This window comes from Faecalibacterium sp. I3-3-33 (genome assembly GCF_023347295.1).
Lineage (GTDB): Bacteria > Bacillota > Clostridia > Oscillospirales > Ruminococcaceae > Faecalibacterium.
The window spans coordinates 2,623,646-2,636,113 of sequence record NZ_CP094469.1; the positions used below are offsets into that span (position 1 = coordinate 2,623,646).

The following is a 12,468-nucleotide window of genomic DNA, read 5'->3' on the forward strand; positions in this document are numbered from 1 at the left end:
TATCTGGGTTCAAATCCGCAATTCACAAACCGTCCATACTTTTGGGCGCATTTTCTCGGCTTTGTTGATACTTTATACAAAAATTAAAGCGCGATTTTGTGCACTATTTCAAATTGTTCATTTTGTTTATCTGTGACATGAAACAGATTCACAAGTTGCAAAAAGGTTACAGGGTCTCCATCTCGGCGTCGGCGGCAAATTCGGCCTCGGCGCGGATCTCTGCGGCTTGTCCCTCGGCCTCGGCAACAGCCACCGGCTCTGCCAGTGCCTTGCGGATGGCGGTGACGTAGAACACCATGGAAAGCGCCGTGCCGATGCACCAGCCCACAGGCCATGCCATCCAGATACCGGTGGAGCCCAGCGCGGTGGCGCTGAGAACGGCGGCAATGCCCACGCGCAGGATCAGGTCGGTGAAGGTGGCGATCATAAACCGTACCATCAGGCCGCAGCCGCGCAGGATGCCGTCTGCTACCAGCTTGACCGACACCACAAAGTAGAAGGGAGAGAGGATGCGCAAAAACAGCATACCGGTGTCAATGGCGGGGCCCTGCGGGTCGTTCATGAACAGCAGCAGCAGGAAGCGGCCAAAGAAGAAGTACAGCACCACCAGCGGCACGCACAGCAGCCACACCAGATTGCGGCCTGCGCCAAAGCCTTCCTTGACGCGGTCCATCTTGCCTGCGCCCATGTTCTGGGAGGTGTAGTTGGAGATGCCGTTGCCCAAGGTGGTAAAGGAGGTAATGACCATGTTGTTCAGCTTGACGGCGGCAGAATAGCCTGCAATGACGCTGGCGCCAAAGGTGTTGATGATGCTCTGCAGGATGATGTTGCCCACCGAGACAAAGCTCTGCTGCAGAATGCTGGGCACAGCCACCACGGCCACCTTGCCCAGCATATTCCACGAGAACAGCTGCACATGACCCTCGGTGCGGAAGGCGCGGATGCGGCGGAACACCACCACCATGGCCAGCACGCAGCTGACGCCCTGACACAGGAAGGTAGCCCATGCCACACCGGCAATGCCCATCTTAAAACCGGCGACGAACAGGATATCCACGCCGATGTTGGACAAAGACGAGACCGCAAGGAAGTAGAAGGGGGTCTTGCTGTCGCCAAGGGCAGAGAAGATGCCGGTGGCAATGTTGTAGAAGAACATGAAGGGCAGGCCCAGAACGTAGATGTCCAGATACAGCGCAGAGCCCGCAAGGATCTCCTCCGGGGTGTTGATGAGCTCCAGCAGGGCATCGCAGCCAAACAGACCGATGCCCATCAGCACGGCGCACAGCACCGCAGAGCCGATGAGGGAGGTGTAGACCGAGGTCTTCATCTCACCGTATTCCTTTGCGCCGAAGTAGCGGGACACGATGACCGAGCAGCCGATGTTGCAGCCAAAGGCAAAGGCGATGAAGATCAGGGTGATCTCGTAGCTGTTGCCCACCGCAGCCAGTGCGTTCTCGCCGATGAACTTGCCCGCCACCAGACTGTCGGCGATGTTATACAGCTGCTGGAAAATGATGCTGCCGAACATGGGCAGACAGAATTGCCACAATACCTGTGACGGCTTGCCCACCGTCAGATCCTTATTCATTGCAAAAATCCTCCTCTATAACGACCTATAAATGGAAAAACAGCGTAAACGCCGCAACCAGTATAGAACCGAACCACCAAAAAGTAAAGAGAATTTTTGGTATATCTGCCATACGAAATTTACATGGCAGTCATAGTGCATCCCCGCTGCCGCAAAGGGGCAGACTGTAAACGGGTTTTCCACGGCGGTTTGCGTCCTTGTTAAAAATTTAGGGCTGCAAACATCCGCACCGGCTCTTGCGCCGGGGCGCAAAGCGTGGTAGGATATGAATGGTTAGTTAGATATAACTATCCAAAATAGAGCAGTTCCCCGTCTGCCCGTCCGGGCGGTATGGGAGGGAAAATGATATTCAGGAGGGTTTCAAGATGAATTATCTGGAAATTGAATCTGTTGTAGGCCGCGAGATTTTAGACTCCCGCGGCAACCCCACCGTGGAAGCCGAGATCACGCTGGCAGACGGCACTGTGGCGCGCGGCTGCGCCCCTTCCGGTGCATCCACCGGCGAGTTTGAGGCGCTGGAACTGCGGGACGGCGACAAGAGCCGCTATCTGGGCAAGGGCGTGACCAAGGCGGTGGAAAACATCAACACGGTCATCGCGGACGCCGTTGTGGGCATGGATGCCTCCGACATCTACGCCATCGACGCCGCCATGATCAAAGCAGACGGCACCAAGGATAAGTCCAATCTGGGCGCAAACGCCATTCTGGCAGTGTCCATTGCAGCCTGCCGCGCAGCTGCCGCTTCGCTGGAAATGCCGCTGTACCGGTTTCTGGGCGGCGTAAACGGCAACCGTCTGCCCGTGCCCATGATGAACATCCTGAACGGCGGCGCACACGCCACCAACACCGTGGACACGCAGGAGTTCATGATCATGCCGGTGGGTGCACCCTCCTTTAAAGAAGCGCTGCGCTGGTGCGCCGAGGTGTTCCATGCACTGGCTGCTATCCTGAAGTCCAAGGGGCTGGCTACCTCCGTGGGCGACGAGGGCGGCTTTGCGCCCAACCTTTCCAGCGATGAGGAGACCATCGAGACCATTCTGGCTGCCATCGAAAAGGCGGGCTATGTTCCGGGCAAGGACTTTATGCTGGCAATGGACGCCGCCGCCTCCGAGTGGAAGAGCCCCAAGGGCAAGGGCTTCTACAAGCTGCCCAAGGCGGGCACCGAGTTCACCTCTGCCGAGCTGATCGCGCACTGGAAGAGCCTTGTGGAAAAGTACCCCATTATCTCCATCGAGGACGGTCTGGACGAAGAGGACTGGGAAGGCTGGCAGCAGATGACCCGCGAGCTGGGCGGCAAGGTGCAGCTGGTGGGCGACGACCTGTTCGTGACCAATACCGAGCGTCTGGCAAAGGGCATCCAGCTGGGTGCGGGCAACGCCATCCTGATCAAGCTGAACCAGATCGGCTCTGTCTCCGAGACCTTGGAGGCCATCAAGATGGCACACAAGGCCGGTTACAACGCCATCAGCTCCCACCGCTCCGGCGAGACCGAGGACACCACCATTGCAGACTTGGCTGTGGCGCTGAACACCTGCCAGATCAAGACCGGCGCGCCCAGCCGCACCGAGCGTGTGGCAAAGTACAACCAGCTGCTGCGCATTGAGGAGCAGCTGGGCGAAAGCGCCGTCTACCCCGGCATGGAAGCATTTTAAGTAAGACGATTTGGAATGCCCTCCGCGCTGCTTTGGGCATTTTCAGCGGAAATAATATTTATAATTCGGTACACCGGAGCGTCTGCGGACGCTCCGGTGTACCCTTTTCACAGGAAAGGCGTAAAGGCAAACGGCAGCTGCTTCCCATTGTGACTCCTTCTGTGAAAGTGCGTTTGGAGTAGGCCGCGGTTGCGTAGCAATGAAAGCCCCAGTGGGGCTTTTAAGCGGCGGAGCGGTCTGCGTGAGCAGATGGAGGGGCTTTGCCCCGACAAGTTCCCGCAGGCCGCGACAAACGCGAAATATAAACAATATTCCTTGAAGGATGGCCAAAGCGCACGCGGAGGCCATTTTCAATCGTCTTTCCAATATTTACCACCACAGCATTTGCAATCCTGCGGCGGGCTGGTTCGTATACAAGGCAGACCGGCACCCGGCAGCCGCCGGGACGGAATGAAACGAAAGGAGCAACCCTTCCATGTTTCAAGGCCTTGGGCCGCTGCTCAACCTTTTGGGCGGCGGCAGCTTGACTAAGCTGCTTCTGTTTTTACTGAAGGGGCTATTCGGCTGAAACGGACGGTCTGAAAGGAGAATACCATGCTGATCGTATTGGAGCATCTGCTGGGTCGGATCAACCTGCCCGGTATGTGGTGGATCATCTCTGAGCGCTGGCTGTGATGTGATACCCCGCAAAGCCGCTGCACTTTTTGTGCGGCGGCTTTTTTTGCTGCGCGGGACAGATTGGAATGCCCCGCCGGGCTGAACTCGCTCAAGCGCTGACCGGCAGAAACAAAAAAGCTCCCCCGAGGGGGAGCTGACAAAGCCGTAAGGCTTTGCCTGAGAGAGTCTTATTGCAGCGCTTCTTCCAGCACCTTCATCAGGTGCGGGATATCCAGCGGCTTTGCGATATGGCCGTTCATGCCCGCATTCAGGGCGTTCTGCCGGTCCTCCTCAAAGGCGTTGGCGGTCATGGCAAAAATGGGGATGCCCGCCTTGCGGGGGTCGGGCAGGGCGCGGATGCGCCGGGCGGCTTCGTAGCCATCCATCCGGGGCATCTGGATGTCCATCAAGATCAGGTCGTACTGCCCGGGTGCGGAATGCTCCATCTTTTCCACTGCTTCAACGCCGTCCTCGGCGGTGTCCACAAGGAAGCCCGCTTCCTTTAAGATCTCCACGGCGATTTCCCGGTTCAGGGCGTTATCCTCCACCAGCAGCAGGCGCTTACCGCTGAAGTCTGCCTTGGGCTGCGGGGCGGGCGTCTGCGCCGGCTGCACCCGGAAGGGCTCTGCCAGCACCTTGCGCAGCTCCGAGAGGAACAGCGGCTTTTCGCAGAAGGCGGTCACACCGGCGGCGCGCGCCTCCTCCTCGATATCCGCCCAGTCGTAGGCGGTCAGAATGATGATGGGGCAGCTGTCCCCGATGACCTTGCGGATCTGCCGCACGATCTCGATGCCGTTCATATCCGGGATGAGCCAGTCGATGATATACACGCTGAAGGCATCGCCCTGCTCCACGGCGTATTTGGTGCGGATGACCGCTTCCTTGCCGGAGATGGTCCACTCCGGGCGCATGCCGATCTTGGAAAGCATGGTGCTGACGCTCAGACAGGTGTTGGTGTCGTCGTCTGCCACCAGTGCCCGCAGCCCTTCCAGCTGGGGCAGCTGTTTGATTTCTACCTTCTGCCCGCTGAGGGGGAAGCAGAGATTCACGATGAACTCGCTGCCCTTGCCCGGTTCGCTTTCAAGGGCGATGGTGCCGCCCATCAGGTCTACGATATTCTTGGTGATGGAAAGCCCCAGACCCGTGCCCTGAATGCCGCTGACGGTGGAGCTTTCCTCTCGGGTGAACTCCTCAAAGATATGCTTCTGGAACTCCTTGTTGATGCCGATGCCGTTATCCTTGATGCGGAATTCGTAGTTGCCGCAGCCCTTGGGCGCACCGGGCTTCTGGGCGATACGGATGCTCACCATACCGCCGGTGGGGGTGAACTTGATGGCATTGGAAAGGATGTTCAGCAGCACCTGATTCAACCGCAGCGGGTCGGTGATGATGTCCTCGTCCACCACGTCCATGGTGTCGATGAACAGCGACAGCCGCTTGGAGCTGATGTTGGGCTGGATGATGGAGCGTACATCGTGCACGAGATCCGGCAGATGCACCGTCTTTTCCTCGATCTTTACCTTTCCGCTCTCGATGCGGCTCATGTCCAGCACGTCGTTGATGAGGGAAAGCAGGTGCTGGCTGGAGGTAGAGATCTTTTTCAGGTAGTCCAGCACCTGTTCCTTATTATCAACATGGGTCGCCGCCAGCGAGGTGAAGCCGATGATGGCGTTCATCGGGGTGCGGATGTCGTGGCTCATGTTGAACAAAAACTCCCGCTTGGCGCGGTTCGCCGCTGCCTCGTGCCGGACGGCAAGCTCCAGCTTGCGGTTCTGTTCCTCCAGCTGGGCGTGGTACTTCTGCTCCTGCTCCTTTTTTGCTGCTCCGCAAGCTTCATAGAGCGGCGGCGCAGCGTTTGCAGCACTGCCACGCAGATCAGATAGAAGATCAGTGCCGTCAGCAGTGCGCTGCTGGAATTGCGGAACACCGCTTTTTCGTTGATATAGAGATACAGGTCAAAATTCTGTCCGTTGCTGTACATCCCGAAATAGCAGCCGGAATTTGCCCAGTCGCGGGTGTGGGTCAGAATGTCGGGCGCACCGGCCTTGCGGATGCCCTGCACCAGCGGACTGCTCGTGGCGTACCGTCCGATGAGGCTCGGGTCATTTGCAGCGATCACCTTGTTGTCCTGCACGATAAAGATGGTGCCGCTGATGTTCTTCGGGTAGCCGTCCAGCACGCTTTGGATGGACGGGGCTGCGCCCTCCACAAACTCCGGCGGGGTCACCCGGTACGCCAGCAGCACGGCGTCCCCTGCTGCGGCGCGGCGGGTGGCAACATCCACCGCTGTACCATCCTGTAACAGAATGCGCTTGAGGTAGGTCTTTTGCGGGTTTTGCAGCACGTTCAGCGCGGCTTGCTCCCGCAGAGATTCCGCAAACTGCGCATAGCTGATATTATTATCTGTATATTCACACAGTAATTCTCCATTTTCGTCCAGCACAGCAATGCCGGTAAGCCAGAGAGACTCCGTTTCTGCCCGGAGGGCTTCGGGGTCGCAAATATCCAAAGCGTCATTTTCAGCCAGCTGCCGCACCGACACTGCCATCCGGCGCAGCGACTTTGCGGTGATGGTATCGTTGTATTTTTCGTAGCTGGTGGACTGCACCTTTACAAAGTTGATGGTGCGGTCAAAGTATTCCTCGGTAGCGCGCATGGACTCCTGCCCGGAGAAGAGGGTGACTGCCAGCAAAAGCAGCACGCCCATCAGCAGATAGAGCGCCGCCACCCGCATATTGGGCGTGAACGTTTTCTTGTTACGGTTCAAGGGCGTCCACCTCCAGATACTTTTCCGGGTCCGGCAGATATTTGCCCACGATCTGCTTCATCGTGCCGTCGGCGCGCATGGCGGCAAAGGTCTCGGTCAGTTTTTCATCCAGCCCGCGGGTGTCGTTCAGTGCAAAGGCCACGCCGATGCCGGTGACCAGCAGCGGCTCCTCCAGAATGCGGAAGTTGGCATTGCAATCCTGCATATACTGCAAAATGGCGGTCTCGTGGGCGGCAATGGCGTCCACATAGCCGCAGTTCAGCATGGCGTACTGCACGCTGCGGTCCTCGGTGCTCAGCAGTTCACCAAACTGCGGGATGCGGGGGTCGGTGCCGGCGAGGAAAATTTCCTCCGGCTTGGTGGTGCTTTGCACCATCATGGTCTTGCCTGCAAGGTCGGCAAGCGTTTCAATGCCGCTGTTGGCATTGACCGCCACCACCTGACGGCTGACCATATACGGCCCTGCCCAGCGGTACAGCTGCTCCCGCCCGTTCATGGAAAAGCAGCCCCAGATGCAGTCGATAGCACCGCTTTCCACCAGATTGGTTTTCTGCTCCCAGTCAATGATTTCAAACCGTACCGCATACCCCATGCGGGCAAAGGCCTCGGTGGCAATGTCCACATCAATGCCGGTGGGCGTGCTGTCATTGTTCATGTAGATAAAAGGCGGGTAGTTATCGCTGCCCACCGTAAGCTCGGGCAGCGCTGCCGCCGCCTGCGTTTTGCCGCAAGCGGTCAGCCCGGCTGCCGCTGCCGCCGCGCACACCTTTAAAAAGGTGCGGCGGGGTATTTTATGGTTGGATCGCTGTTTTGTCACGCGTAGTTGTCCTCACATTACCATTGTAAAATTTCCTGTTTCAGTTCTCCCTGCACATCCAGCAGGCACTGTGTCAGCAGCGGGTTGAACGCGCCGCATTCACCGTTCGTGATCATCTGAACGGCGGTCTCGTGCGGGAAAGCCTTTTTGTAGCACCGCTCGCTGGTCAGCGCGTCATACACATCTGCCATGGAGACCAGCTGCGCGCTGATGGGGATATCGTCCCCTTTCAGCCCGTCCGGGTATCCCCTGCCGTCCCAGCGCTCGTGGTGCCAGCGGGCGATCTCGTAGGCGGTCTGCAACAGCGGCTGATCCGCAAAGCTTTCGGTCTTTTGCAGCATCTCTGCGCCCAGCATACTGTGGGTCTTGATCACCGAAAATTCCTCTGCGGTCAGCTTGCCGGGTTTATTCAGGATGGCTTCGTCAATGCCGATCTTACCGATATCGTGCAGCGCCGAGGCCAGCGGGATGTTATCCTGCTGTTCGGGGGTCAGGTCGTAGTGGTTGGTCAGCTCTATCAGCCGGTGCAGCAGCGTCTCGGTGATAGTGCGGATGTGCCGCACATGGGAGCCGGACTCGCCGTTGCGGAACTCCACGATCTGGCTCAGCACGCCCACCAGCACATCGGTGTTCTTTTCGCGGGCGCGGATCTGGTCGGAGACCATCTGCACCAGCCGCCGCTGCTTGGCGTACAGCTTGATGGTGTTGGACACCCGGCGGTAGACGATCTTGGCGTCAAAGGGGCGGTTGACGTAGTCACTTGCGCCCAGCTCGTAGGCTTTGCGGATGGCTTCCTCCGAGTCGTCGCTGGAGATCATGATCACCGGCACATCCTCGATGGTGTGGTTGGTGTTCATGGTGCGCAGCACCTCAAAGCCGTCCATGACCGGCATGTTGATATCCAGCAGCACCAGCGAGATCTGCCCCGCCTTTGCCCGCAGCAGATCCAGACACTGTTTGCCGTTCCCGGCTTCCAGAATACGGTAGTCCTCGCCCAGAATACTGGCCAGCATCATGCGGTTCATCAGGGAATCATCCACCAGCAGGATGACGGGCTTTTCCCCTAAGACATCCTTCTGTGCAGCCAGCTGGCTGTCCTGTGTGTCCACCGCCACCGCGTCCTTGTGATTCTTGGCCTGATACATCAAAAGGTCTGCCCGGCGCACCACGTTCTCCATGGGGTCGGCAAGGGTCTGCATCGCGCCGCCGATGCTCAGCGAAAGCCGGAAGTGAGGGTAGCCCGACACCACAGCCTTTTGCACTGCATCGCGGATCTGCTCCAGCTTTGTCTTGAGGTAATCTGCCGGGATGCCGGGCAGCACCAGCAAGAACTCATCGCCGCCGTAGCGGATCAGCAGATCTGTTTCCCGGATGCAGCTGCGGACAACCTTTGCAACGGTTTCCAGCGCCAGATCTCCGGCGTGGTGGCCGTAGGTATCGTTGCAGATCTTGAAATCGTCGATATCCATCAGGGCGATGCCCGCCGGGCCGATGTTATTACGCACCACTTCCTCGTAATAGCGGCGGTTGTAGGTGCCAGTCAGGGCGTCATGGTTCAGCCGCTGCCGGTAGTGCTTTTCTTTTTCCATATTCCGGGCGGCGGTCTGGGCAAACCGCGCTTTTTGCTCCTCCATCTGCTGCATCATCCGCAACAGGTTATGGTTAGCGTTTTCCAGCGCTTCCTTCTGGGCACGGCTCTGCTGTTCCAGCTTTTCCCGCAGTTCCACATAGGGGGTGATATCCGTGATCGTGCTCACGATATAGCCTTTGCCGTACCATTCCACCCGGTTGGCCGCGTTGGAGACCCAGCGGTAGCCGTTTTTGCCCAACAGCCGGAAGATGCTGTCACCGTTTTCCGCGTAGGCCGCGCTGTTTTCCGCGTTCCGGTAGCGCAGCCCGCTTTCCAGATCATCCGGGTGCACCAGCGCGGTGTATCGGTTATCGAACTTTGCCGCAAATTCTTCCCGCTCCCACCCCAGTATCTCCAGAAAACGGTCGCTGATATAAATAAAGGGATAGCCGTTTTCAGGATCCTCTGCGCAGCAATGGAAGCCGCCCGGTATATTCTGTGCATAGCGTTCCAGCCGCAGAAATCCTTTTTTTATTGTCTCGCCTGTTTCCATTTTACCTTTCCTGCCTTTTTCTCCGCGCACCGCACCTTGGCAGCACGCGGTACACCCTGTTGCCGCAATTTACAAATTTACCTTCCTATGATGCCCCGATTTTGGGCGTACTGTAACAGTGTAATTTTATCATCAAAACCGCCTAGATGCAAGCATTTTTTGCCAATTTTGCCAACAGAACGGCAAGTAAGGCGCATAAAAAAAGTTATAAGGGCAGCGGGCTCCCCCCTGCCTGAAAAAGCCGTTCTTGTTGTATCCGGTTCGTTACAGTTTCAGCCTGCAACAAAAAAAGAGATAGACCTTCCCTTCCGAGAAAGTCCATCTCTTTTTATCCGTTTTCTTCTGTTTTCTATCAGCCCTGCTTTTTCCAGCGGCGCATGACGCCCATGCCCAGTGCATAGGGGCCGGTGTGCACCGCGATGGTGCAGCCGATCTGCAACAGTCCTACCTCACACTGTGCGCCGGGGTACTTGGCGCGCAGGGCGGCGCGGGTCTGCATCCACAAACGCTTGCCCTCATCGGCATCGTAGCCGTAGCCCACCGTGATGCGGTAGTCGTCCGGGGTGCCGCCGTGGGCATCCAGATAGTTCATCAGCTGTTCCAGTGCCTTTTCAAAGCTCTTCTGTCGGCCGCGGGCTACGCCGCCGGAGAAGATCTCGCCGTCCTTGAACAGGATCATGGGTTTCAGGCCCAGCATATTGGCGGCGCGGCCGGTCACCTTGCCGATGCGCCCGCCCTTGATGAGGTAATCCAGATCACCCACGGTGAAGAAGATCTGGTTGGTGGATTTTTCGGCCTCCAGCCAAGTCACGGTTTCATCCAAGGTGCAGCCTGCGTCCCGCATGGCCACGGCGTTTTCCACCATGGTGGATTCGGTGACCGTGGCGGCGGCAGAGTCGATGACCTCGATGCGGGCATCGGGGTAGTCCTCCAGCACCAGATCCCGGGCGTTGCGGGCGCTGCCCACGCAGCCGCTCATCTTGCCGGTGAACACCAGACACAATACCGCCCGACCCGCCTCGGCGTGTGCGCGGAAGGCCTTTTCAAAGTCCTCGATGGAGGCCAGACTGGTCTTGGGATAGGCCGCCGGGTTATCTACCATGAACTGATAGAAGTCCCGCACAGGGATCTCCAGCCCTTCCTTGCGGTAATGCTCGCCGTCCAGCGATACATAAAAGGGCACGACCTCAATGCCAAGCTGCTTGGCGGTGTCCAGCGTCAGGTCGCAGGCGCTGTCGGTAATGATATCAAACATCTGTGACGCTTCCTTTTCTGAAACTCGGGGCTGCTTTTGGCGGCAGCTCAGCCGCGGTGGATGTAGGCCTCGCGCTCTGCGCCCACCGAGATATAGGTGATCTTGCAGCCCACAGCCTTTTCCAGATACTCCACATAATCGCGGGCCTGCTGGGGCAGGTCCTCCCACTTGCGGGCTGCGGTGATATCGCAGTGCCAGCCGGGCAGGTACTCCACCACAGGCTGTGCGGTATCCAGTGCCTCACCCATGGGGAAGCGGGTGGTAGTGGTGCCGTCGGTCAGCTTGTAGGCAGTGACCATGGGGATCTTTTCCATGTAGTCCAGCACGTCCAGCAGGGTCAGGGCGACCTCGTCGCAGCCCTGGCAGAACACGCCGTAGCGGCTTGCCACCAGATCGATGGGGCCCACGCGGCGGGGACGGCCGGTGGCTGCGCCATACTCGTGGCCGGCCTCACGCAGGGCGTGCTTCTCTTCCTCGGTCATAGCCAGCTCGGCGGCGAAGGGGCCGTCACCCACGCAGGAGGAGTAGGCCTTCATGACGCCGATGGAGTTGTGCAGCTTGTGGCCGGGGATGCCGGCACCGATGGGCGCATAAGCACCGATGACGTTGGAGGAGGTGGTGTAGGGGTAGATGCCAAAGTCGATATCGCGCAGTGCGCCCAGCTGTGCCTCAAACAGCACCTTCTTGCCGGCTGCATCGGCATCGGCCAGATACTGACCCACATCGCAGATATAGTCCTTGAAGATGGCGGCATACTTTTCGAGCCATGCCCACATCTCGTCCACGCTGATGGGGGAAGCGTTGTAGCTGCCCTCCATGACCAGATTCTTGGAATCCACCATGGTGACCAGACGCTTCTTCACGGCGTCGTCCAGATGCAGCAGGTCGCCCATGCGCAGGGTCTTTTTCATGTACTTGTCGCCGTAAGCGTAGGCAATGCCGCGCTTGGTGGAGCCGAACTGTGCGCCGGTCTTGGACAGGCGTGCCTCCTCCAGACCATCCTGCTCCACATGGTAGGGCATGGTGATGGTTGCGCGGTCGGAGATCTTCAGGTTCGCCGGGGTGATCGCAATGCCCTGCTCGCGCAGCTTATTGATCTCGCCGTCCAGATGATGCGGGTCGATGACCATACCGTTGCCCATAACGCAGACGACGTTGGGGCGCAGGATGCCGGAGGGCAGCAGGTTCAGCACGAACTTGCCACGCTCGTTTTTAACGGTATGGCCTGCGTTGTTGCCGCCCTGATACCGTGCAACGATGTCGTACTCCTGGCTGATCAGGTCGACCATGCGGCCCTTGCCCTCATCGCCCCAGTTGATACCCGTAATTGCAGTAAGCATAATAAATGACCTCTTTATCCTTTTTTCAAAAGACAGCCTTTTCCGTGCACCTTGCCCGGGATACGCTACCTTGGGTAAAACGCACCGGTTTGCTGCCCTTGCGGCACGCACCAATGCAATTATAGTATAGCACAGTCTGCCGCGCAAAAAAAGGGGGAACGCACCTTTTTGCGGCGGATTCCCTCTTTAAGATCACGTTCTCAGCTGTGCCCCCCAGTTCTCCGGGAAAAGGGCAACAAAAAACGGCTCTGCCGAAGCAGAGCCGTAAA

8 protein-coding genes are annotated in these 12,468 nt (G+C 58.2%); 1 reads left to right on the forward strand and 7 read right to left on the reverse strand.

Features of this window, described 5'->3' with window-relative positions; all coding sequences use genetic code 11:
- Positions 1–166: 166 nt before the first annotated feature.
- Complete coding sequence (locus tag MTP39_RS12335) at positions 167–1,588, reverse strand: MATE family efflux transporter (RefSeq protein WP_249240744.1); 1,422 nt, start codon at positions 1,586–1,588, stop codon at positions 167–169.
- A 365-nt stretch (positions 1,589–1,953) separates the two neighbouring features.
- Here MTP39_RS12335 and eno point away from each other — a divergent pair, with 365 nt between their 5' ends.
- Positions 1,954–3,240, forward strand: coding sequence for a phosphopyruvate hydratase (eno, locus tag MTP39_RS12340; RefSeq protein WP_249240745.1), 1,287 nt, complete (start codon positions 1,954–1,956; stop codon positions 3,238–3,240).
- An 845-nt stretch (positions 3,241–4,085) separates the two neighbouring features.
- Here the strand turns inward: eno and MTP39_RS12345 are convergent.
- The 6 genes from MTP39_RS12345 to MTP39_RS12370 all read right to left on the reverse strand — a co-directional run bounded on the left by MTP39_RS12345 (position 4,086) and on the right by MTP39_RS12370 (position 12,199).
- The gene (locus MTP39_RS12345; RefSeq protein ID WP_249240746.1) at positions 4,086–5,597 is read right to left on the reverse strand and encodes a response regulator; all 1,512 of its coding nucleotides are present in this window, start codon (positions 5,595–5,597) and stop codon (positions 4,086–4,088) included.
- Positions 5,594–6,664 (reverse strand): hypothetical protein, encoded by a 1,071-nt coding sequence (locus MTP39_RS14125; protein WP_249240747.1) that lies wholly within the window; start codon positions 6,662–6,664, stop codon positions 5,594–5,596. Before MTP39_RS14125 ends, MTP39_RS12345 begins: the two co-directional genes overlap by 4 nt.
- Entirely contained in the window at positions 6,654–7,481 is an 828-nt protein-coding gene (locus MTP39_RS12355; RefSeq protein WP_249240748.1) for a substrate-binding periplasmic protein, read from the reverse strand. Before MTP39_RS12355 ends, MTP39_RS14125 begins: the two co-directional genes overlap by 11 nt.
- 17 nt (positions 7,482–7,498) lie before the next feature.
- Positions 7,499–9,604 (reverse strand): diguanylate cyclase, encoded by a 2,106-nt coding sequence (locus MTP39_RS12360; RefSeq protein ID WP_249240749.1) that lies wholly within the window; start codon positions 9,602–9,604, stop codon positions 7,499–7,501.
- Between the two features lie 352 nt (positions 9,605–9,956).
- Positions 9,957–10,859: a DegV family protein gene (locus MTP39_RS12365; protein WP_249240750.1), complete on the reverse strand. Its 903-nt coding sequence runs from the start codon at positions 10,857–10,859 to the stop codon at positions 9,957–9,959.
- A 47-nt stretch (positions 10,860–10,906) separates the two neighbouring features.
- On the reverse strand, positions 10,907–12,199 hold the full coding sequence (locus MTP39_RS12370) for an adenylosuccinate synthase (RefSeq protein ID WP_249240751.1): 1,293 nt from the start codon (positions 12,197–12,199) through the stop codon (positions 10,907–10,909).
- Between the last annotated feature and the right edge of the window lie 269 nt (positions 12,200–12,468).

What these genes read in the sequence shown, in the direction of transcription:
- MTP39_RS12335 (WP_249240744.1), bottom strand. Translation starts at nt 1,588, where the DNA reads ATGAATAAGGATCTGACGGTGGGCAAGCCGTCACAGGTATTGTGGCAA.
- MTP39_RS12370 (WP_249240751.1), bottom strand. Translation starts at nt 12,199, where the DNA reads ATGCTTACTGCAATTACGGGTATCAACTGGGGCGATGAGGGCAAGGGC.
- MTP39_RS12365 (WP_249240750.1), bottom strand. Translation starts at nt 10,859, where the DNA reads ATGTTTGATATCATTACCGACAGCGCCTGCGACCTGACGCTGGACACC.
- eno (WP_249240745.1), top strand. Translation starts at nt 1,954, where the DNA reads ATGAATTATCTGGAAATTGAATCTGTTGTAGGCCGCGAGATTTTAGAC.
- MTP39_RS12360 (WP_249240749.1), bottom strand. Translation starts at nt 9,604, where the DNA reads ATGGAAACAGGCGAGACAATAAAAAAAGGATTTCTGCGGCTGGAACGC.
- MTP39_RS12345 (WP_249240746.1), bottom strand. Translation starts at nt 5,597, where the DNA reads ATGAGCCACGACATCCGCACCCCGATGAACGCCATCATCGGCTTCACC.